The sequence below is a fragment of the Pseudomonas sp. AU11447 genome, from assembly GCF_001672555.2.
GTDB lineage: Bacteria > Pseudomonadota > Gammaproteobacteria > Pseudomonadales > Pseudomonadaceae > Pseudomonas > Pseudomonas nitroreducens.
On sequence record NZ_LZDG02000017.1, the window covers coordinates 247,856 to 269,005 of the forward strand.

17 protein-coding genes are annotated in these 21,150 nt (G+C 66.3%); 12 read left to right on the forward strand and 5 right to left on the reverse strand.

The features are described 5' to 3' along the window. Nucleotides 1-85: 85 nt before the first annotated feature. Nucleotides 86-838, reverse strand: a complete 753-nt coding sequence (locus A6723_RS01775) for an RsiV family protein (RefSeq protein WP_054906334.1) — start codon at nt 836-838, stop codon at nt 86-88. Nucleotides 839-1,067: 229 nt separating this feature from the next. On the opposite strand from A6723_RS01775, the gene A6723_RS01780 reads away from it, so the two are divergent. The 11 genes from A6723_RS01780 to A6723_RS01830 all read left to right on the forward strand — a co-directional run bounded on the left by A6723_RS01780 (nt 1,068) and on the right by A6723_RS01830 (nt 13,474). Further along, nucleotides 1,068-1,685, forward strand: coding sequence for an NUDIX domain-containing protein (locus tag A6723_RS01780; protein WP_054906335.1), 618 nt, complete (start codon nt 1,068-1,070; stop codon nt 1,683-1,685). Beyond that, a complete protein-coding gene (locus tag A6723_RS01785) occupies nt 1,676-2,134 on the forward strand; it encodes a DUF1249 domain-containing protein (protein ID WP_045216166.1) in 459 nt (152 codons plus the stop codon). The genes A6723_RS01780 and A6723_RS01785 overlap by 10 nt, the downstream gene beginning before the upstream one ends. Before the next feature lie 159 nt (nt 2,135-2,293). Next, complete coding sequence (cpdA, locus tag A6723_RS01790; protein ID WP_054906336.1) at nt 2,294-3,103, forward strand: 3',5'-cyclic-AMP phosphodiesterase; 810 nt, start codon at nt 2,294-2,296, stop codon at nt 3,101-3,103. Between the two features lie 75 nt (nt 3,104-3,178). Continuing rightward, nucleotides 3,179-3,808: a YqiA/YcfP family alpha/beta fold hydrolase gene (locus tag A6723_RS01795; protein WP_054906337.1), complete on the forward strand. Its 630-nt coding sequence runs from the start codon at nt 3,179-3,181 to the stop codon at nt 3,806-3,808. Nucleotides 3,809-3,819: 11 nt separating this feature from the next. Further along, complete coding sequence (gene parE, locus A6723_RS01800) at nt 3,820-5,715, forward strand: DNA topoisomerase IV subunit B (RefSeq protein ID WP_054906338.1); 1,896 nt, start codon at nt 3,820-3,822, stop codon at nt 5,713-5,715. Next, nucleotides 5,715-6,767 (forward strand): esterase-like activity of phytase family protein, encoded by a 1,053-nt coding sequence (locus tag A6723_RS01805; protein WP_054906339.1) that lies wholly within the window; start codon nt 5,715-5,717, stop codon nt 6,765-6,767. Before parE ends, A6723_RS01805 begins: the two co-directional genes overlap by 1 nt. Continuing rightward, entirely contained in the window at nt 6,764-7,288 is a 525-nt protein-coding gene (locus A6723_RS01810; RefSeq protein WP_054906340.1) for a TIGR02281 family clan AA aspartic protease, read from the forward strand. The genes A6723_RS01805 and A6723_RS01810 overlap by 4 nt, the downstream gene beginning before the upstream one ends. Nucleotides 7,289-7,295: 7 nt before the next feature. Continuing rightward, on the forward strand, nt 7,296-9,560 hold the full coding sequence (gene parC / locus A6723_RS01815) for a DNA topoisomerase IV subunit A (protein ID WP_054906341.1): 2,265 nt from the start codon (nt 7,296-7,298) through the stop codon (nt 9,558-9,560). A 151-nt stretch (nt 9,561-9,711) separates the two neighbouring features. Further along, nucleotides 9,712-10,434: a membrane integrity-associated transporter subunit PqiC gene (locus A6723_RS01820; RefSeq protein WP_054906370.1), complete on the forward strand. Its 723-nt coding sequence runs from the start codon at nt 9,712-9,714 to the stop codon at nt 10,432-10,434. Nucleotides 10,435-10,679: 245 nt separating this feature from the next. Next, a complete protein-coding gene (locus A6723_RS01825; RefSeq protein ID WP_054906342.1) occupies nt 10,680-12,236 on the forward strand; it encodes a glycosyltransferase family 39 protein in 1,557 nt (518 codons plus the stop codon). Further along, a complete protein-coding gene (locus A6723_RS01830; protein WP_054906343.1) occupies nt 12,236-13,474 on the forward strand; it encodes a hypothetical protein in 1,239 nt (412 codons plus the stop codon). Before A6723_RS01825 ends, A6723_RS01830 begins: the two co-directional genes overlap by 1 nt. Here A6723_RS01830 and A6723_RS01835 read toward each other — a convergent pair. Both A6723_RS01835 and A6723_RS01840 read right to left on the reverse strand, forming a co-directional pair. Further along, entirely contained in the window at nt 13,456-13,995 is a 540-nt protein-coding gene (locus A6723_RS01835) for a metal-dependent hydrolase (protein WP_054906344.1), read from the reverse strand. The two genes, A6723_RS01830 and A6723_RS01835, sit on opposite strands and share 19 nt — an antisense overlap. A 50-nt stretch (nt 13,996-14,045) precedes the next feature. Continuing rightward, nucleotides 14,046-15,614, reverse strand: coding sequence for an AhpA/YtjB family protein (locus A6723_RS01840; protein ID WP_054906345.1), 1,569 nt, complete (start codon nt 15,612-15,614; stop codon nt 14,046-14,048). Nucleotides 15,615-15,836: 222 nt separating this feature from the next. Here A6723_RS01840 and serB point away from each other — a divergent pair, with 222 nt between their 5' ends. Next, nucleotides 15,837-17,057, forward strand: a complete 1,221-nt coding sequence (gene serB, locus A6723_RS01845) for a phosphoserine phosphatase SerB (protein WP_024764311.1) — start codon at nt 15,837-15,839, stop codon at nt 17,055-17,057. Nucleotides 17,058-17,162: 105 nt separating this feature from the next. On the opposite strand, the gene A6723_RS01850 is transcribed toward serB, so the two are convergent. Both A6723_RS01850 and A6723_RS01855 read right to left on the reverse strand, forming a co-directional pair. Further along, nucleotides 17,163-19,247: an EAL domain-containing protein gene (locus A6723_RS01850; RefSeq protein WP_054906346.1), complete on the reverse strand. Its 2,085-nt coding sequence runs from the start codon at nt 19,245-19,247 to the stop codon at nt 17,163-17,165. 65 nt (nt 19,248-19,312) lie between these two features. Further along, nucleotides 19,313-21,121: a hypothetical protein gene (locus A6723_RS01855; protein ID WP_054906347.1), complete on the reverse strand. Its 1,809-nt coding sequence runs from the start codon at nt 21,119-21,121 to the stop codon at nt 19,313-19,315. Between the last annotated feature and the right edge of the window lie 29 nt (nt 21,122-21,150).

Below are 21,150 nucleotides of genomic sequence, written 5' to 3' on the forward strand. Positions count from 1 at the left end.
GTTCGCGTGCAAGTTCGCTCCTACAGGCACCCGGTAACGCCGAGTGTGCTCTTCGTAGGAGCGAGCTTGCTCGCGAACCGGACCTTTACTGCGCCCCGCGCCCGGGGAAGTAATAGGTCTTCACGATGCCGTTCAGGCGCGGGTACGGAATCTTCAGCTCCGGGTGCCCGACCGAATGCGGGGCGATGCGGTCGATGTCGTACTTGAGCGTCAGCGCGCCGAAGGTCAGGGCGAAGTGCTCGGTCGGCTGGAACGGCCAGTTCTTCGAGAAGTTCGGGTCCTGCTCGTCCAGCTTGTTCTGCAGGATCCACGCCTGGTGCGCCATGCGCGCCACTTTCCAGAAGTTGTCCTCCTGGCCGGGCTGGAGAATGTCCTGCAGGGTGAGCACCTTGTGGAGGCGTCGATCATAATTGATGAAGGCGCGGCCGGGCTGGCCGTACTCGCCGCCGGTGAAGCGATAGCTGGACAGCTCGATGATCACCAGACCGTCATGCTGTTCGCGGATCTTCGCTTGCAGGTAGGAGCTCCAGCCGGGCTGCGCCGAATCGAGGAAGCGCTTCTCGTAGACATCCAGGCTGGCGGGGGCCGCACCGTCGCCCTCGCGGGCCAGTTGCAGCAGTTGGGCATTGATCGCTTCGTTGAGCGCCGGCTCGTCGTCGAAGCTCAGGGTATCGAGGTTGAACAGCGGGCATTGCTCGCCCTTGCAGCCCGGCTGCGCGTGTTCGAAAGCGGTGTGGCGCGCAGTGAGCGGCTCGTCGAGCGAGGGCTTGAACAGACCCTGGCACGCCCCCAGTAACAGGCAGATGCTGCCCAGGGCGGCAAGTTTCAGAAGTCGCATGGGAATCCTTGTCGTTGACGTTCGCCGGCAATTGGAGTGGTTCGACCGCCATCGGTGCTGCCGGTTCGGCGGGTGAGTATGAACCACTTTGGCGGAACGCCGGCAGTGTGCGACGGTCACAGCAGACCGGCCGCCCGGCGGCCCGCGAAAGAGGCTGCGCCTGCTCCGGCGGCGCGATAGGATGGCGCGAAGTTCAACGTACTGTCAGTAGGAACGGGAGTAGAACGGGATGTCGGAAACGTTCAAGCCAGGCCCGCAGGATATCGAGATCCAGGAGCGCGAACAGTGCTTCAAGGGCTTCTACAAGGTCGACCGCCTGCGCCTGCGGCACCGCCAGTTCGCCGGCGGCATGGGGCCGCTGCTGACCCGCGAATTGTTCGTGCGCCACGATGCCGTGTGCGTACTGCCCTACGATCCGCAGCGCGATGAAGTGGTGCTGATCGAGCAGTTCCGCGTCGGCGCCATGGACGCCGGGGTCAATCCCTGGCTGATGGAGCTGGTCGCCGGGCTGATCGACAAGGACGAGGAGCCCGAGGAGGTCGCCCGCCGCGAAGCGGTGGAAGAAGCCGGCCTGACTCTCGGCGCGCTCTGGCCGATCGCCCAGTACCTGCCGTCGCCCGGCGGCAGCAACGAACTGGTGCACCTGTTCGTTGGTCGTTGCGACAGCAGCAACGCCTCCGGCATTCACGGGCTGGAAGAGGAGGGCGAGGACATCCGCGTCCACGTCATGCCGCTGGAAGAAGCACTGCAGGCCGTGCGTGACGGCCGTATCAACAACGCGGCGAGCATGCTCGCCCTGCAATGGCTGGCGCTCAATCGCGCCGAGGTAAGGGGGCTATGGGTGTGAATCTGCTGCGCGAGCGCTATCGCGTCGACCTGGCGGGGTTGCAGGCGACCTGTGAGGCGAACTACTTGCGCCTGATGCGCCTGTTGCCGGAAATGCGCGAGGCCCAGGTCTCGCGCCGTGTGGCGCTCAGCGAAGGCGAGCGGCTGCTCGGCGTGCTGGCGCTGGACGTGATCGAAGCCTGCCCGTACACCACTGTCCTGCAGGTACGCCAGGAACTGGGGTTGCCCTGGCTGCCGGCGCCGAAGCTGGAAGTGCGGGTGTACCACGATGCCCGAATGGCCGAGGTGGTCGGTGCCGAACAGGCGCGCCGCCTGCTGGCGATCTACCCCTACCCGAACCAGGCGATGCACCAGCCGGACGAGAAGAACCAGCTCAACCAGTTCCTCGGCGAATGGCTGAGCCATTGCCTGTCCTGCGGCCATGAGCTGGAGCCGGTACTGCAACGCTGAAATGGCGGTAGTGGCAGCATGCCATGATATCCTGCCCGTCCATCGCAGACTCGTGTCCCTAACTGTGATCTGTGACGCTTTCCCGGTTTGCTCAGGGGGGCGCCTGTCACCATACTTCGTCACGAATCCCCGCACGCCCGCCTCACAGGAGAAGGCGCATTGCCCACCCAGCCCACCGCTTCCGATTCCGTCCTGGTCGTCCAGCTTTCCGACAGCCACCTGTTCGCCGAAGAGAACGGCCGGCTGCTGGGCATGGACACCGCCGACAGCCTGACCCAGGTCGTCCGACTGGTGGGCGAGGAGCAACCGGCGATCGACCTGGTGCTGGCCACGGGTGATCTCTCCCAGGATGGCTCGGTAGAGTCCTACCAGCGCTTCCGCGAAATCACCGCATCGATTGCCGCGCCGGCCCGCTGGTTCCCCGGCAATCACGACGAAATGGGACCGATGCGCGAGGCCGCCGCCGACACCGACCTGCTCGACCCGGTGATCGACCTGGGCGCCTGGCGGGTGATCCTGCTGGACTCCACCATTCCCGGCGCGGTGCCGGGGCAGATGACCGTCGAGCAGATCCATCTGCTTGAGCGCGCCATCCAGGCCGCGCCAGACAAGCACCTGCTGATCAGCTTCCATCACCACCCGGTGCCCATCGGCAGCCAGTGGATGGACCGTATCGGCATCTACAACCCCGAGCGCCTGTTCGCCGTGCTTGACCGCCATCCCAACGTGCGCTGCCTGCTCTGGGGCCACGTGCACCAGGAGATCGACCGCATGCGCGGCGACGTGCGCCTGCTGGCTTCGCCGTCCACCTGCGTGCAGTTCACTCCCGGCAGCGAAGACTTCTGCGTCGACAGCCCGGCGCCGGGCTATCGCTGGTTGCGGCTGATGGCCGATGGTCGGGTGGAGACAGGCGTTTCGCGCGTGACCGACATCGAGTTCGAAGTCGACTACAGCATCAAGGGTTATTGATCGGTCACGCTTCGAACGCCTTGCGACGCTGACCCACTTGCGGCATGCCACTTGCAGCTTGTAGCCTCCCGGCCCATGACCGCATTCCTTTATATCCACGGATTCAACAGTTCGCCCGGCTCGCAGAAGGCGCGCCAGTTCATGGCCGCCATGGAGCGCCTGGGCCTGGCCGAGCAACTGCGCGTGCCCGCGTTGCATCATCATCCGCGCAAGGCCATGGCGCAGCTGGAATCCGCCGTTGCCGACCTGGGCCAGCCAGTGCTGATCGGCAGCTCCCTGGGCGGCTACTACGCTACGTATCTGGCCGAACGCCATGATCTGAAGGCCGTGCTGATCAACCCGGCCGTGGCCCCGCACCGGCTGTTCGACGGCCAGCTCGGCCCGCAGACCAACTACTACAGCGGCGAGACCTGGGAACTGACCCTGGACCACGTCGCCGCCTTGGCGGAACTGGAAGTCCCCACGCCCACCGACGGCTCGCGCTATCAGGTGTGGCTGCAGACCGCCGACGAAACCCTCGATTACCGCGCCGCCGAGCGCTACTACCGGGCCGCTGCCTTGCGCATCGAGTCCGGCGGCGATCACAGCTTCCAGCGCTTCGTCAGCCATTTGCCGGCGCTGCTGGCCTTCGCCGGCGTGCCGTCCAGCCAGTGGCGCGACATCGACTTCTCCGCCTTTGAAGCCATCACCTCTTCGACTGATTAAGCAGGAACCCCATGGCCCAGCAGAACGCCTATAACGCAGACGCCATCGAGGTTCTCTCCGGCCTCGATCCGGTGCGCAAGCGCCCGGGCATGTACACCGACACCTCGCGCCCGAACCACCTGGCCCAGGAAGTCATCGACAACAGCGTCGACGAAGCCCTCGCCGGCCACGCCAAGAGCGTGCAGGTGATCCTCCACGAGGACAACTCGCTGGAAGTGATCGACGACGGCCGCGGCATGCCGGTGGACATCCACCCCGAAGAGGGCGTGCCCGGCGTCGAACTGATCCTCACCAAGCTGCACGCCGGCGGCAAGTTCTCCAACAAGAACTACCAGTTCTCCGGCGGCCTGCACGGCGTGGGCATCTCGGTGGTGAACGCGCTGTCGACGCTGGTCGAGGTGCGCGTCAAGCGCGACGGCAACGAATACCGCATGACCTTCGCCGACGGTTTCAAGTCCAGCGACCTGGAAGTCGTCGGCACCGTCGGCAAGCGCAATACCGGCACCAGCGTGCACTTCTGGCCGGACGCCAAGTACTTCGACTCGCACAAGTTCTCCGTCAGTCGCCTGAAACACGTGCTCAAGGCCAAGGCCGTGCTTTGCCCCGGCCTGCTGGTCAGCTTCGAGGACAAGGCCAGCGGCGAGCGCATCGAGTGGCACTACGAGGATGGCCTGCGTTCCTACCTGGTTGACTCGGTCTCCGAGAACCTGCGCCTGCCCGACGAGCCGTTCTGCGGGTCGCTGGCCGGCAACAAGGAAGCAGTGGACTGGGCCCTGCTGTGGCTGCCCGAGGGTGGCGAATCGCTGCAGGAAAGCTACGTCAACCTGATCCCCACTGCCCAGGGCGGCACCCACGTCAACGGCCTGCGCCAGGGCCTGCTGGACGCGATGCGCGAGTTCTGCGAATTCCGCAACCTGCTGCCGCGCGGCGTCAAGCTGGCGCCGGAAGATGTCTGGGAGCGCATCGCCTTCGTCCTCTCGATGAAGATGCAGGAGCCGCAGTTCTCCGGTCAGACCAAGGAGCGCCTGTCCTCTCGCGAGGCCGCCGCGTTCGTCTCCGGCGTGGTCAAGGACGCCTTCAGCCTGTGGCTCAACGCCCACCCCGAACTGGGCCTGCAATTGGCGGAGCTGGCCATCAGCAACGCCGGCCGCCGCCTCAAGGCGGGCAAGAAGGTCGAGCGCAAGAAGATCACCCAGGGCCCGGCGCTGCCCGGCAAGCTGGCCGACTGTGCAGGGCAGGACCCGATGCGCGCCGAGCTGTTCCTGGTGGAAGGTGACTCCGCCGGTGGCTCGGCCAAGCAGGCGCGGGACAAGGAATTCCAGGCGATCATGCCGCTGCGCGGGAAGATCCTGAACACCTGGGAAGTGGACGGCGGCGAAGTGCTCGCCAGCCAGGAAGTCCACGACATCGCCGTGGCCATCGGCGTCGATCCGGGCGCGGCCGACCTCACCCAACTGCGCTACGGCAAAATCTGCATCCTCGCCGACGCCGACTCCGACGGCCTGCACATCGCCACCCTGCTGTGCGCGCTGTTCGTCCGTCACTTCCGCCCGCTGGTGGAAGCCGGCCACGTCTACGTCGCCATGCCGCCACTGTTCCGTATCGACCTGGGCAAGGAAGTCTTCTACGCCCTGGACGAAGCCGAGCGCGACGGCATCCTCGACCGCCTGGCCGCCGAAAAGCGCCGTGGCAAGCCGCAGGTCACCCGATTCAAGGGCCTGGGCGAGATGAACCCGCCGCAGCTGCGCGAAACCACCATGGACCCCAACACCCGCCGCCTCGTCCAGCTGACCCTGGAAGACGCCGAAGGCACCCTGGAAATCATGGACATGCTGCTGGCCAAGAAGCGCGCCGGCGACCGCAAGTCGTGGCTGGAAACCAAGGGCAACCTGGCGGACTTCGCCTGATGCGCTGGCTGCTGGCCTGCTCCTGCCTGTTGACGAGCCTGTTCGTCGGCACCGCGGGCGCTGCCCAGGCGCCCGAACAGGCGCCGAAGGCGGGAGCGCCGCTGGCCGCGCCCGTGGCTCCTGCGTCGCTGCAGTTCGTCGCCGAGCATCCGGTGGAGGGCATGCCCAGCGGCAACCTTTCCGGGCTCGCACTGTGCGGCAACGAGATGTGGACGGTGTCCGACCGCGACGACGACCGTATCTATCGACTGCTGATCGACGAAGCGCCGGGCAAGGCCTGGCAGGCCACTGCAGAACCCTTCGTGGTGCCGGGCACCCCGGAAAGCGGGCTGTCCTGGGGTACCCGTGCGCGGGTCGCCGTCGGTGGGTTGTTGCGTGGAGGGGCCATGGACTTCGAAGGCATCAGCTGCGACCAGGCAGGCAACCGCTATGTGGTCAGCGAAGGCTACGCGGCCGTCCTGCTGCTTCCCGCCGTCGGCGAGCCGAGCTGGCTGCCGCTGCCGCAGAGCCTGCTGCGCCAGGCGCGCGCCAGCGGCCTGCTGATGGAGTTCAACGCGCTCTACGAAGGCATTGCCGTCAGCGCCGATGGCAAGCAGCTGTGGCTGGCCGCCGAGCGCCAGCGCCGTGGCCTGCTCAAGGTGCGCAACGAGAACGGCACCTGGAAGTGCGAAGGCAACTGCGTGATGCTCAGCGAGGGCGGTACGGCAATGCCGCCACCGGAACTGGGCAGCGAGCGCGCGCTGCCGATCGATTTCTCCGATATCGCGTTGTTCAAGGACAAGCTGTTCACCCTGGAGCGCCTGGCGCACCAGATCTGCCGCCGTGACGCCAAGACCGGCGTGCAGGAGTTGTGCTGGTCCTTCGCCGCCGGTGCACTGGCCCCGGAGCGCCGCTACGACCTGCCTTATGGCGTGGCCGAAGCGTTGATCCTCGACGAGCAGGGCGCCTGGATCGGCCTGGACAACGGCGAACACGCCCGCGCCGACGGCGATGGCCGCCCCTACGTGCTGCGTTTCGCAGCGCCGGCCGGCGGCTGGCTTGGTGGCAAATGAACGACGCAGCACCGGGCAAGCGGGTCGGCAAGGTCATGATGTTCCTCGCCTGGGGCGCGGGCATCCTGCTCGCCACCCACTATTTCGGCGCCTGGGAAACCCGTCAGCACAATCCCAATCCCCAACCGCAGTCGACTCGCGCCAATGGCGCCGTGGAGGTGCGGTTGGTGGGCAACCGCGCCGGCCACTATGTGGCCGACGGCCGGATCAATGGCGAGGCGGTGACCTTCATGCTCGACACCGGCGCCACCCAGGTAGCCCTGCCGCAGCGCCTGGCCGACCGGCTCGGCCTGCCGCGCGGGTTGCCGATCACCCTGGACACCGCCAATGGCCGCAGCCAGGGCTGGCGCACGCGCCTGCCCAGCCTGCAGCTCGGCGATATCCGCCTCACCGATGTGCCGGCGCTGATCGCGCCGGGCATGGAAGGCGACGAGGTGCTGCTCGGCATGAGCGCACTCAGACAACTGGATTTCACCCAGCAGGACGGCACCCTGGTGCTGCGCCAGCGATCTACACCGTGAGGCACGCATGAGCGAAACCCTCGATCTGAGTCTGGAGGGCGTGGAGCGCCGGTCACTGGCCGACTTCACCGAACAGGCTTACCTGAACTATTCCATGTACGTGATCATGGACCGCGCCCTGCCGCACATCGGCGACGGCCTCAAGCCGGTACAGCGGCGCATCGTCTATGCCATGAGCGAACTGGGCCTGGACGCGGACTCCAAGCACAAGAAGTCGGCGCGTACCGTCGGCGACGTGCTGGGCAAGTACCATCCCCACGGCGACTCGGCGTGCTACGAAGCCATGGTGCTGATGGCCCAGCCGTTCTCCTACCGCTACCCGCTGGTGGATGGCCAGGGCAACTGGGGTGCGCCGGACGATCCCAAGTCCTTCGCTGCCATGCGTTACACCGAGGCCCGGCTGTCGCGCTACGCCGAAACCCTGCTCTCCGAGCTGGGCCAGGGCACCGTGGACTGGGTGCCGAACTTCGATGGCACGCTGGACGAGCCGGCCGTGCTGCCGGCGCGCCTGCCGAACCTGCTGCTCAACGGCACCACGGGTATTGCCGTGGGCATGGCTACCGACATCCCGCCGCACAACCTGCGTGAAGTGGCGGCTGCCTGCGTGCACCTGCTGGATAACCCGGGTTCGACGGTCGCCGACCTGATCGATTTTGTGCCGGGCCCGGATTTCCCCACCGAGGCGGAAATCATCACCCCGCGTGCCGACCTGCAGAAGATCTACGAAACCGGCCGCGGCTCGGTGCGCATGCGCGCCGTCTACCGCGTCGAGGACGGCGACATCGTGGTCACCGCGCTGCCGCACCAGGTCTCCGGGGCCAAGGTGCTGGAACAGATCGCCGGGCAGATGCAGGCCAAGAAGCTGCCGATGGTCGCCGACCTGCGCGACGAGTCGGACCACGAGAACCCGACCCGCATCGTCATCATCCCGCGCTCCAACCGCGTGGACGCCGAAGAGCTGATGACCCACCTGTTCGCCACCACCGACCTGGAAAGCTCGTACCGGGTGAACATGAACGTCATCGGCCTGGACGGTAAACCCCAGGTCAAGGACCTGCGCCAGGTGCTCAGCGAGTGGCTGACCTACCGCACCGACACCGTGCGTCGCCGCCTGCAGTTCCGCCTGGACAAGGTCGAGAGGCGCCTGCACCTGTTGGAAGGCTTGCTGGTCGCCTTCCTCAACCTCGACGAAGTCATTCACATCATCCGCACCGAGGACCAGCCCAAGCCGGTTCTGATGCAGCGCTTCGAGCTCTCCGAGCTGCAGGCCGACTACATCCTCGACACCCGCCTGCGTCAGCTGGCGCGCCTGGAAGAGATGAAGATCCGCGGTGAGCAGGACGAACTGGCCAAGGAGCGCGCCAAGCTGCTGGCGATCCTGGGTTCCAATGCCAAGCTGCGCAAGCTGGTGCGCGACGAGCTGGTCGCCGACGCCGAGACCTACGGCGATGACCGCCGTTCGCCCATTGTCGCTCGCGCCGAGGCCCGTGCCCTGTCGGAAACCGAGCTGATGCCGACCGAGCCGGTGACCGTGGTGCTGTCCGAGAAGGGCTGGGTGCGTTGCGCCAAGGGCCACGATATCGACGCTACCGGCCTGTCCTACAAGGCCGGCGACGGCTTCAAGGCCGCTGCGCCGGGCCGCTCGAACCAGTATGCGGTGTTCATCGACTCCACCGGCCGCAGCTATTCGCTGGCCGCCCACGGCCTGCCATCGGCCCGTGGCCAGGGTGAGCCGTTGACCGGCCGCCTGACGCCGCCGCCGGGCGCCTCCTTCGAGCGCGTGCTGCTGCCGGAGGATAATGCCCTGTACGTGCTGGCCTCCGACGCCGGCTACGGCTTCGTCGCCAAGGGCGAAGACATGCAGGCCAAGAACAAGGCCGGCAAGGCGCTGCTCAGCCTGCCCAATGGCGCGCAGGTCATGGCGCCGCGGCCGGTCAGCGACCTGGAGCAGGACTGGATCGCCGCTGTCACCACCGAAGGCCGTCTGCTGCTGTTCAAGGTTTCCGACCTGCCGCAGCTGGCCAAGGGCAAGGGCAACAAGATCATCAGCGTGCCGGGCGACCGCGTGGCGAGCCGCGAGGAGTATCTCACCGACCTCGCCGTTCTTCCGACGGGCGCGACCCTGGTGCTGCAGGCGGGCAAGCGCACGCTTTCGCTCAAGGGAGACGATCTGGAGCACTACAAGGGCGAAAGGGGCCGCCGTGGCAACAAACTGCCGCGCGGTTTCCAGCGAGTGGACGCCTTGCTGGTAGAATCGCTGTCTCAGGATTGAAACGCGGTTCGATACATTCTGCCTCTGGAGCTGAGGCGCCGGTTGAGGGATGATACGTCCCTTTGGCTACTGGCGCCTCGGCGCGTTGCCTGAAGCCATAGTGAAATTTGTTGGAAGTAGCGCCGATTTTCGGCGAATGACGGTGAACCAGATGAGCGCTTGGCGCGTCTTGGCCTTATTTTCCCTCGTCAGCCTCCTTGGGCTGACGGGCTGTACAGTGAATCGACCGACCCAGTTGTACCAACTGGACGCGGGCGCGGCTCCTGTCCCGACTCGCGACAACGGCGTCGCTGTTCTGCTCGGCCCGGTGTCCCTGGCCGATTACCTGAAGCGCGAGACCATGGTCCAGCGCCAGGCCGACGGTATTCTCAACCTGTCGACCGAAGCCCGCTGGGCCGGCAGCCTGGAAACCAACGTCAGCCAGCAGCTGATGCGCCTGTTGTCGGGCGAGCTGGACAGCACCCGCCTGGCCCTGTTCCCGGAGAAGCCCGGCTTCACTCCGCAGGTGCAGGTCATGCTGACCATCAGTCGCCTGGATTCCGGCCCGAAGGAGCCGGCGGTGCTGGAGGCGCGCTGGCGCCTGCTCGACCAGAAGGGTGAGCTGCGTGACAGCCGCGTGTTCCGCGAGGAAGAGGCGCACTCGGGCAGCGTGCAGGACCAGGTCCGAGCCCAGGGTGACCTGCTGCGCAAGCTGTCCGCACAACTGGCCCGCGACGTGCGCCCGGTTGCCGCGGCAGTCGCTGAACAGCAGGCCGCGCCGCCGCGCAAGCCCCAGGTGGCCAACACCGAGCAGGCGGCCAAGCCCAAGGAAGAGGGGCCGAAGATCCCGCTGGTGGTGCCGATCCGCACTGACGTCGAGGTCTACCGCTTCTAAGCCGGCACGTCTCGGCGCAAAATCCCACGGCCCGCAGAGCTTGGCTTTGCGGGCCGTTTTGCTTCTGCCGTGGCCGGTTTTGACATCTTCTTGACGGCCCCTGTGGTATCTACGGGCGCTAGTGCAGGCTATTGGCGCCCGGACGTTTCCGCGCGGAGCCTGCGAGAGACTCAAGCGTGTCGTCATTCCTTCCTACCTCCGGTATTCAGGCGGATTCCGCCCTGAGTCGTCAGACGCTTTGCGTCATGTTGGCGGCTTTGGTGCTGTTCCTGCTCGGTGTGCACGGTGACGCCTTCGTTGGCTTCGATTCGCGCTTCGTGCTGTTCGCCCGCGAAATGTTGCGCCATGGACCCAGTTGGTTCCCGACTACCTACGGCGCGCCCTATCCGGACTATCCGGCTACCTCCACCTTCCTGACCTACCTGCTCTCGCTGCCGCTGGGGCGGGTCAACGAGCTCACCGCCTGGCTGCCCACCGCGGTGGCGGCGGCCATTTGCGCCGGGGTGGTGTATCGCCTGGTGGCTCCGTTCTCGCGCTCCTGGGCGCTCGTCAGCCTGGCGATGCTGTTGCTGACGGCCACCTTCGTCAGCGAGACCCGGGCTGTGTCCCTCGACCTGATGGTCGCCGCCGTAGGTCTGCTGGCCTTCTACCTGGCCTTCCACGCCGAGCGCCACCGCGTGCCGGGCCTGCTGTTGCGCCTGCTGCCGTTGCTCTTCATCGGGTTCGCCCTGCGCGGCCCGCTGGGGCTGGTGGTGCCGGCCGGCATGGTGTGCAGCCAGTTGCTGCTGGACCGGCGCTGGAAGCCCCTGGTTGCCTTCTCGGCGAGCGCGCTGGTGCTGCTGATTCTCTGCGTGCTCGGGCTGATTGCCCTGGCGCGCGCCACGGGCGGAGACGCGTTTGTCCAGGATGTCCTGCGGATGCAGGTGATCGGCCGTCTGGACGGCTCCGCAGGCTCCAGCGATGCCCTGTATTACTTCCGTAGTTCGCTGGGCAATTACGCCCTGGCGTTCCCGCTGGCGTTGCCGGCGTTGGCGCTGCTCTGGCAACGGCGCCGCGAGCCGGCGTTCCGCCTGGTGGCGGGTTGTGCCCTGGCGGCGCTGGTCGTCATGGTCGGCCTGTCCGTGCCGCAGGCCAAGAAGGCCCGCTACATAGTTGCCCTGGCGCCCCTGGCAGCCATTGTCGCCGGGTATCCCTTCATGGTCGCCGGCAGCCGTCTGGCGCAGGTGCTGCGTGGCGTACTGCGCGTGCTGTGGCTCGCCTTGCCGGCCATGCTGCTGGCCGGTTTGTGGCTGGCCTGGAAACGCTACCCGCAGGAACTTGCCGCACTGGACTGGCGCCTGCCGGCCTGCATCGTGGTGCTTGCCGCGCTGCTGGTGATGGGCGCATTGCGCTGGCGGCGGCCGGCGGTACTGGCCCTGGGGGCGGCGCTGGCGCTGTGGGCAAGCTACATCCTGGTCTTCGAGCCGGTGGAGCATCGCCTGTACGACAGCCAGGCGTTTTCCCGCGAGCTGGTCCTGCAGCTAGATGCGCAGCCCGCGCCCCTGGCGCTCTATGGCATGGCGCCTGACGCGCGGGCGATCAAGCTGATGGTCAATCTCGACCGTGACCTGCAGCCGCTGTTCCTTAATCGTCCGGAGCAGGTGGCTGCCCAGCGCGGCCCGCTGTACCTGATGATCCAGGCGCGCGATGCCGAGCGTATCGCCGCCTCCCTGCCCATGGCCCCGGAGCAGTTGTTCGAGGGCCGTTTCGACAATGACACCTATCGCCTGCTGCGCCTCCCCGGAGTGGGCTCCAATCCGTGATGAAAGCACTGACATCCCTTCTTGCCTGCTGCCTGCTGCTGGTCGGCTGCGACGATTCCGATACCCAGGATGTGGTGGAGAAGGATCAGGCGTTTTTCCGCCAGCATCCGCTGCCACCGCTGGAGATCGCTTCCGGCGGCGGCAGCTTCGTGTTGCCGCTGCTGCCGGACACCCAGTTCTACGCGGAGAACAACCACCGCAAGCGTCACCTGTTCCGCAGCGAGCAGCGCTTCCCTGACCTGCCTTACCAGCCGGCGCTGGCTTTCTTCGCCCAGACCTACTGGCTGGCCAAATACGCGGAGATGTTGCAGGTCCCGCTGGTGGTACACCTGGGTGACGTGGTGGAAAACGCCGGCGTCGTCACCCAGTGGCAGACGGCCAGCGGCGCCATGCGCACGCTGGAGGAGCGCGGCGTGCCCTACAGCATCGCCACGGGCGAGCGCGACGTGCATGAGGAAGCCAGTAGCGATGACCGTCGCTCGTTCCTTGACCGCTTCGCTGACCACTTCGGCCCTCAGCGCGCGGCCTGGCAGAGTACCTATGTCGGAAGCGATCCCAAGGGGCTGAGCCAGGTGCACCTGTTCCAGCGCTATGGCCAGTCGTTCCTGCTGCTGGCGCTGGACTGGAACCCTTCCGAGGCCACCCTGGTGTGGGCGCAGAGCGTTATCGACGAGCACCCGCACGTGCCGGTGATCCTGGCGTCGCACAGCATCCTGCGCCGGACTGCCGGTGGCGATGCCGAGCTGTCCCACGAGGACAACGCCAGTGGCGCGCTGCTGTGGGAGCGGCTGATCCGTCATAACGACCAGATATTCCTCACCCTCAATGCACATTCCGATGGGGCAGTCCACAAGCGCCTGCTCAATGACCTGGGGCACAGTGTCGACATGGTCATGGTCGACTACCAGCACCAATACCTGGGAGGCAACGGCCTGCTGCAATTGCTGGAGCTGGACCTGCAGCGCAACCACCTCGGCGGGCTGGCGCTGTCGCCTTGGGTGTTATGGAAGCGCCAGTTCTACCCGCAGGCCTACACGCCCTGTGAAACACCCCAGGCACTGCGTGATTGCGATCAACTGATGCCAGCCAATGCTCCTGGCTGGGAAAACCGCTTCCAGGTTGAGCTGGACTACGCCGCGCGTTTCGCCAGCTTCCAGGGCTACAGTGCGAGTCTTCCGCTACAGGGCGCGCAGGCGTCGCTGCTGGAGCAGCTGCAGACTCAGCTTTCTGGCCGCTGAAGTACGCGGCGCGTTCCAATGCCCGCCAGCGCCACGCCCAGGCAAGGCAGCCAGACCCAGCGCGCCTCGGAGAGCAGCACCTCCAGGCCGCGCGGGCTGAGGAAACGCGACAGGCCGATGGGCGAGACTTCGATCGGGTGCACGGGCAGGAAGTAGCGCTGATCGCTCCAGGGCCAGAACCAGGCTACACCCAGCCCACCGTCGGTCATCGCATCCAGCACACTATGGGAGGCGGTCGCCAGGCCGAGCCACAGGCCGGCTTTCAGCGGGCCGCTTCCCAGCAGCCGGCTGCAAAGGGCACCCAGCACACCGAGGCACGCGGCGAACAGCAGTGAATGGCTGAAGCCTCGATGGCCGAAGGCGTCGTGGTAGGCAATGCCCAGCTTGAAGGCCAGCACATCGAGGTCGGGCAGGCACGCGGCGATCATGCCGGCCAGCAGCAGGCGCGGCCCGATGGCGCGCGAGCCGAGCGCGAGGCCCACGGCGAGCACGGGCAGGGGATGGGTGATCAAGGTGGTCATGGAATCCTTTCCACGTGGGGCCGGGCGGCCCCCTCTCTTTCTATTGGGGGTCAGGTGGTGCGCAGGGCGCGCATGCGCGAGAGCTGGCGCTCCAGCATGGACGGGTAGGGCTCTTTCAGCCATTCCACGCAGCAGGCGTTTTCCGGGCTGGCGATGGGGCGGATGCGTGCCCGCTCGCGGACCTTCTCGTCGTCGCCGATGGATTTCTCCACCAGCAGCAGGTTGCGGCTGTGCTGGCTGAGGGCCAGGGCATCCTGGGCAGAGGCATCCTGCAGCAGGTCGGCCTGTTCGAGGTCGGCAACGTCTTCGCCCAGCACCAGGCCCAGTTGCAGCTGCAGGGTGATGCCGCTGTCGGCCACCTCGATCTGCAGGGCATGGCCCAGGGCGCGCATCAGCTCGCCGCAGCACAGTGCGTTGGTGAGGAATTCCTCGTCCTGGTCGCGGCTGTGGAAAAGGATCAGGCTGCCGCCGTCGCTGAGGGTGTAGAGCGTGCCCTTGTACAGGCGCGCGGCTTGCTCCAGGCAGTCGCGGTAGCGTTCCAGCAGGTCGACCAGGCGTGCGCGCGGCAGGCGGCGCAGCTGTTCCTGGGCGCCCAGTTGCACGGCCAGCACAGCGCTGGTACCGGCGGAAATCGGCTCCGGCTCGGCTTCAGGTTCTTCTTCCTCGACGCCGATTTCGTCCTCGGCTTCCTCTTCCGCCACGGTCTCGAACTCTTCCTCGGGGAAGTCGTCGTCAGCATTGGCCTTGCGGCGCGCGGCGGGGGCGAGCAACTCGTCGTCGGAGAAAATGTTCTCGTCGAACTCGTGTTCGTCAGCGGGGCCCGTTGCTTCCAGCGACGGCTCTTTGGCAGCGGGCTTGCCGGCCTTGGCGGGCGCTTTCGGGCGCGGTGCGGGAGCGCTGGCCACCGGTTCGGGAGCTGGCGGTTTCTCGGGCACCAGGCGCGCTTGCAACTGGCGGGCAAGGTCGCCGATCTCGTTCTGCAGGCCGGCGCCTGGGGCGGGGTCGTCCGGGTCACGCAGCCAGACACGAAGCTGTAACAACGGTGTGGAAATCTGCCGCCCCAGACGCAGGCCGAAGGTCAGGGTGAGCAGCAGCAGGATCAGGCTGATCAGCCCCATGCTCTGCAGGCTGACGGTCATCGGTTGCTCGAACTGGTGCATGTCGAGGCTGATGCGCAGGTGGCCGGCGATCACTTCCTGGAAGGTGATCGGCGTGGAGTACAGGCCCTCGGCATCGCCCAGCAGGCCCTGCTTGGGCCGCGTGCCGGACTCGGCGAGGATGCGGTTGTCCACGCTGTAGATGGCTGCGTGGGCCACCAGCGGGTTCTTGGTCAGGTTGTTGAGCAGCACGTTGAGGCTGAGGATGTCGTTGGACACCAGCAACTCGGTGGCCGACTGCGCGGTCTGCGTGGTCAGGCTCTGGCCGAGGGCGTCGGCCTGCTGCTGCATGGCCTGCTTGAACTGCATGCCCATCACCCAGGCGTAGATCACCAGGGCAGCGGCCACCAGCAACAGGCTGTGGATGGCGATGCGCAGGGCGATCGGCACGCGGCGCTGGCGCAGGGCGTGGAAGAGCAGCAGGAAGAAATTGTCGGGCTTGACGGAGGTGGGCCGGGTCACAGTGGGCTCGGTCTTCTCTAGGGCAGATGCGGGGCAGTATAACGAGGCCCTACCGGGGGGCAAAGCGCCGCAGGGCCCGTCAAGTCGAACCGGGCCGGAATGACCCGGGCAACTCGCCGTTAATCCGATCGACGGCGCCGCTCCCGAACGGGCGAGCGGAGCATCCGCAGACGGTGAAAGCAGGTAGAATGTCTGCCTTTTTTCCATGGCGGAGACAGCGCCTTGCGCGAGATCGTCCTGATCAACATCACCGGGGAAGACCGCCCCGGCCTCACCGCAGCCATCACCGGCGTCCTGGCGCAGGGTGGCGTGAACATCCTCGATATCGGCCAGGCGGTGATCCATGACACGCTGTCCTTCGGCATTCTCGTGGAAATCCCGGACAACGAGCGCGCCTCGTCAGTGCTCAAGGATGTGCTGTTCACGGCCTATGAGCTGGACCAGCAGGTGCGCTTCACACCGGTCTCCGAGGACGATTACCGGCAGTGGGTCGGTGGCCAGGGCAAGCCGCGCCACATTGTCACCCTGCTGACTCGCCGGGTAACCGCCGAACAGTTGCAGCGGGTCAGCTCGATCACTGCCAAGTACGGCCTGAACATCGACCAGATCGATCGCCTGTCCGGGCGTATGCCACTGGACATGCCGGCCGACCAGGGCAAGGGCTGCATCGAGTTCTCCGTGCGCGGCGAGCCCGCCGACCCGGCAGCCCTGCGCGCCGAGTTTCTCAGCGTGGCCCAGGAACTGAACGTCGACATCGCCTTCCAGCAGGACTCGGTGTTCCGCCGCAACCGTCGCCTGGCGGTGTTCGACATGGACTCGACACTGATCGAGGCCGAGGTGATCGACGAGTTGGCCAAGGCGGCCGGCGTGGGCGAGCAGGTTTCCGAGATCACCGAGCGCGCCATGCGCGGCGAGCTGGACTTCCGCGCCAGCTTCAAGGAGCGCCTGGCGCTGCTGCAGGGGCTCTCCGAGGATGTGCTGGAAGAGATCGGCGCTTCGCTGCGCCTGACCGAAGGTGCCGAAACCCTGTTCGCCGAGCTCAAGCGCCTGGGCTACAAGACGGCCATCCTCTCCGGCGGCTTCAGCTATTTCGCCAAGCAGCTGCAGGCCAAGCTGGGCATCGACTATGTGTTCGCCAACGAACTGCAGATTGTCGACGGCAAGCTGACCGGCGTGGCCATCGAGCCCATCGTTGACGCCCAGCGCAAGGCCGACCTGCTGCGCGAACTGGCGGCGAAGGAAGGCCTGCAGCTGGAACAGACGATTGCTGTGGGCGATGGCGCCAACGACCTGCCGATGCTCGGCCTGGCCGGCCTGGGCGTGGCCTTCCGCGCCAAGCCGCTGGTCAAGCAGTCGGCCAAGCAGGCGATCTCCACTCTGGGGCTGGACGGCATCCTCTACCTGCTCGGCTTCCGTGATCGCGAAGGTGTGGACGGACTCTGATTCGCCGCAGAATGAAAAAGCCGCCTCGATGGGCGGCTTTTTTATGGGCTTCCGGCTGCTTTTTGTAGGAGCGAGCTTGCTCGCTCCCACAGGTTCCGTTCCGGGTTATTCGTCCGAGGCGAAGTCGTAGTCCATCGCCTGGCTCGGGCCCTGCAGGTAGCGGCCCTGGATGTAGTTGGCGCCGGCCTGCCACAGGGTGGCCAGCGCGGTGGCGCTTTCTACCATGGGTACGATGGTCAGTTTGGCCTGGGCGTGCAGGCTGGCCATCAGGGTCTTGAGGTTTTCCTGGTTCTCCGCCGTGTTCAGGTCCTGCACATAGGAGCCGTCGACTTTCACAAAGTCGACGTTCATGTGCTTGAGCGTGTTGAACGGGTTGAGTGCGCAACCGAACTGGCACAGCGCGACCTGGCAATGCAGTTCCGCCAGACCCTGGCTGAGCATCTTGGCCTGGCGCAGGTAGGCAATGGCGTCCGGCTCGCTGATCTGGACGATCAGCGCATCGGCTGGCAGGCGCGAGGCCTTCAGCGCCACGCTGAGCCACTGCAGCAGTTCCGGGTCCTGCAGGCTGGGGCCGGAGAGGTGCACGAAGAGCTTGGTCTCGTGACCCTTGGCGCGGTGCTCGGAAAGCAGCTTGATGGAGTTGAGCAGCACCCAGCGGTCGATTTTCTCGGCCAGGCCGCTGGCCTTGGCGGCGTTGAGGAAATCTGCCGGCGGTACTTCCTCGCCTTGCGGGTTGAGCAGGCGCAGCAGTACTTCGTAGTGCTCGTGGGTGTCGCCACGCAGGCTGATGATCGGCTGGAACAGCAGGCGGAAGCTGTTCTGCTCCAGCGCCTGGCGGATGATCGCGACGATGTCGCCACGGTAGGCGGCAGCGGCGAGTTCATCGGCCGGGTTGTAGATCTTCAGGCCGTTACCGTCCTTCTGCGCGACATCGTCGGCGCCGCGGTGGGCGCGCTCGATGACCTCCTGCGCGCGAGTGGTCTTCTCGTCCAGCCCGGCGGTGCCGATGGACAGGGTGACCTGTGCGGTGCGGCCATGGATGTCGAACAGGTGGCCTTCGACCTTCTTCAGCAGCGCATTGAAGCGCGGTGCCGATTGTTCCGGGGTTTCGCCCTGCAGCAGCACGGCGAACACATCGTCGCCCAGGCGGGCCAGTTGCGCCTGCTCCGGGAACTGCCCGCGCAGCAGGTTGCCCAGGTCCGCCAGCAGCAGGTCGATGCTGGCGACGCCGAGGTCGAGTTGCAGGGTCTGGGCGCGATCGAGCAGCATGTAGGCGAAGGTCGCCGGCTGGCCGGCGGTCACCGCGCGTTCCACGGCGCTGTCCATCAGGTCGAGGAAGTGCGCGCGGTTGAACAGGCCGGTGACCAGGTCCTGGCTGCTGACTTCGCGCAGTTTTTCCTCGAGCTGGGCGTTGTCCGACTCGGCGCGGATCACCACCTGGATGCACGGTTCGCCGTCATAGGTGGCCGGCGAGAAGGTCATGCGCGCGGCGAAGGCCTGGCCATCGCTGCGGATGCCGCTGCAGGCCAGGTCGGCGTTGTCCTCGGTGCTTTCCTTGGTGAGATGGTAACCCTTGAGGAAGTCCTTGAAGTTGGCCTGGTCGCAGCCGGCGATCAGGTCGATCATCGGCATGCCTTCCAGCTCTTCGGCATCCTCGTAGCCGAACAGGCCGACGTAGGCCCGGTTGGCGTAGATGTGCATGCCGTCGTGGACGTAGGTGATGGCGTCCACCGAGCTGTCCAGCAGCAACTGGCAACGTTTCTCTGCTTCACGCAGCGCGACTTCGGCGGAGCGGCGGGCGCGGCGCTCCTCGAGGTTGGCCAGCTCGCGGTTGGCGACCAGGATCAGCCGCTCGTCCTCGCCTTGCGGCAGGGCGTCCTGCGCGCCGAGGGCCAGGGCCTCGGTGACGGCGTCGGAGTCGTTGCCGCTGACCAGCTGGATAAAGGGGATGTCCTTGGCCTGGCGGCGGATGGCGCCCAGCGCTTCGCTCGGGTCCAGTGCCTCGGCTTCGGGGGCGGCGATCAGCAGGTCCCAGCCCTGGGGCAGGATGTCCGTCAGATCTTCGCTGGAGGTGATGCGGTGGACGCGGGTCGCACGACCGGCGTTGCGGAACAGGCTGACCAGGCGCTCGGCTTCATTCTGCGAGTCTTCCAGGATCAGCAGGCGGATGGTTTTCTTTTCATTGGCCATGAGGAAGGCTGCTTATACCGCGCTGGACGGCAGCAAATTGGCGACGAATGGGAATTCTCCGGAATCTACAGAGACTTCCATAGTGAGTCAAAGTCTTCCTCCCCGCCAGCACCACGAGCATTCGGCGCTGTGATGGGTTTATCGCTCGGCGTGCTGGCCGCATCCTGGGCCTGGTATTCGAACTGGGTGAAGCTGGCGGTGGCGGTGACCTTGCGGGTCAGCGTGGCACGGCGCTCGTCGCCCTGCAGGTTGAGCTGCACGCGATTGCCTTCCTGGAACGGCAGGCGCGGGGTGATCACGGTGGCCGGGCGGGAAATGGCGGCGATTTCCGGCAGCAGCAGCGCCCGCAGGTACTGGCTGCCCTGTTCGGTCTTGCGCAGCAGTTGCAGGCCGCAGGGCTGGGCGAGCGGGGCGATCAGCTCGATGCCCATCTGCGTGCCGCCGCCGCGGACCTGGCGGATCCAGCGCACCACGGCGACGCTCCAGCTGTGTTCCGGAGTGTCCTGGATGCCGAGCAACTCGCCGGCCTGCAACTGGCTGGGGATTTCCTTCGGCCAGGTCAGGCAGTAGCCGCCGGGGCTGTGGTTGACGATGTTCAGGGTGAAAATCGGGTAGTCGTCGCGCGGGGCCTCGGGTGCTGCGCCAACGCCGGTGTCTTCGGCAGTGCGCGGTGCGCTGTACTCGATCTCCTCCAGCGGCATGCCGGGTTGCCAATCATTGACCTTCTGCGCGTCGAAGGCGCCGGACCAGGCGTCCTTCACGTCGGCCTTGAAGGTTGGCAGCTGTTCCTGAATCTGGATTTTCAGCAGGTCGTTGAAGCTTTTGCGGCCGGCGAGGAAATAGTGCAGGGCGCTCATGCCGATGCACAGGGTCAACTGGCCCTGGCCGGGCGTGCGGTGGAAGGTGCGCTCGGCGATATCGCCCCAGGCGGCGGCAAGGTGCTGTAGCAGGTCGATGCTGACGCCCTCGGGGACTTTCAGGCGCGCCTTGCTGCGATCCTCGGCGGGCAGCAGCAGGTATTCGCGGATTGCGTCCACCAGCGGCTGTGGGTCGATGCCCAGGGCGCCAGTGAGGTCAGCATCCTTGAACAGGGTGCGGTAGCGCGGCGGACCGTCCACCTGCGGCACCACCACGAACAGAGTGGAGGGCGCATCGGCGGCCTGCACTTTTACCTGCGCGGCCCAGCCCTCGAGGGCCTCGGCGACACGGGCGATGTTGTTCTGGCGCATCTGGTTGCAACGCGCGGAGCCGAGCATCAGCGCCGTCACGTAGGCGTGCTCGATGGACAGCCCCTGGGACTGGCGGGCCAGCGCATCGCGCACGGGCGTGTGCTGCAAGCCGTGCTGGCGAGCGAGCTGGTAGAGCTGGTGGAGTTCCAGCCAGAGGTTTTCCGGCACCGGGCAGTACAGCTGGGAGGCACGAACCAGCGGGCCGCAGAGGCTGCGGATGGCGCGCTGGGTGGCGGCGGTCATCACCTGGGCACGTTCGCGGGTGAAGCGCGAGGCTTCGCGCACGACGATCAGCTTGTAGCCGATGGCCAGGTGGTTCTGCAGCGCCTGGCAGAGATTGGCGACCTTGCGCGGGCGCTCGTCCAGGACGATGGATTGGTTGAGGAAGTGCCGCTCCAGGTTATGGCAGACGAAGTGGACTTCCGGGCGGAACAGTTCCAGCAATTGCAGGCGCGTCTCGACCGGCAGCTTGAGCTGGTTGAGTTCGATCAGCCCCTGGTAGAGCTGGCGAGCCGTCTCGCCGAGGTTGGCCTTGGGCAGGTGATCCAGCCAGTTTTTCAGCTCGCGCGCGTTGGCGTTGCAGAAGCTCAGGCTCTCGTGCGTTGGTGTGGGGACACGTAGAAACTGCTGGGGACTGTTGTCCATGGTGAGAGTCGATTCTCCACAATCCGGCT

Excerpts from the sequence above, each read along its gene's own strand:
- parC (WP_054906341.1), top strand. The coding sequence starts at position 7,296 with ATGAGCGAAACCCTCGATCTGAGTCTGGAGGGCGTGGAGCGCCGGTCA.
- A6723_RS01775 (WP_054906334.1), bottom strand. The coding sequence starts at position 838 with ATGCGACTTCTGAAACTTGCCGCCCTGGGCAGCATCTGCCTGTTACTG.
- A6723_RS01825 (WP_054906342.1), top strand. The coding sequence starts at position 10,680 with ATGTTGGCGGCTTTGGTGCTGTTCCTGCTCGGTGTGCACGGTGACGCC.
- parE (WP_054906338.1), top strand. The coding sequence starts at position 3,820 with ATGGCCCAGCAGAACGCCTATAACGCAGACGCCATCGAGGTTCTCTCC.
- A6723_RS01805 (WP_054906339.1), top strand. The coding sequence starts at position 5,715 with ATGCGCTGGCTGCTGGCCTGCTCCTGCCTGTTGACGAGCCTGTTCGTC.
- A6723_RS01780 (WP_054906335.1), top strand. The coding sequence starts at position 1,068 with ATGTCGGAAACGTTCAAGCCAGGCCCGCAGGATATCGAGATCCAGGAG.
- A6723_RS01850 (WP_054906346.1), bottom strand. The coding sequence starts at position 19,247 with ATGGCCAATGAAAAGAAAACCATCCGCCTGCTGATCCTGGAAGACTCG.
- A6723_RS01830 (WP_054906343.1), top strand. The coding sequence starts at position 12,236 with ATGAAAGCACTGACATCCCTTCTTGCCTGCTGCCTGCTGCTGGTCGGC.
- A6723_RS01855 (WP_054906347.1), bottom strand. The coding sequence starts at position 21,121 with ATGGACAACAGTCCCCAGCAGTTTCTACGTGTCCCCACACCAACGCAC.
- A6723_RS01795 (WP_054906337.1), top strand. The coding sequence starts at position 3,179 with ATGACCGCATTCCTTTATATCCACGGATTCAACAGTTCGCCCGGCTCG.
- A6723_RS01810 (WP_054906340.1), top strand. The coding sequence starts at position 6,764 with ATGAACGACGCAGCACCGGGCAAGCGGGTCGGCAAGGTCATGATGTTC.
- A6723_RS01820 (WP_054906370.1), top strand. The coding sequence starts at position 9,712 with ATGAGCGCTTGGCGCGTCTTGGCCTTATTTTCCCTCGTCAGCCTCCTT.
- A6723_RS01835 (WP_054906344.1), bottom strand. The coding sequence starts at position 13,995 with ATGACCACCTTGATCACCCATCCCCTGCCCGTGCTCGCCGTGGGCCTC.
- A6723_RS01785 (WP_045216166.1), top strand. The coding sequence starts at position 1,676 with ATGGGTGTGAATCTGCTGCGCGAGCGCTATCGCGTCGACCTGGCGGGG.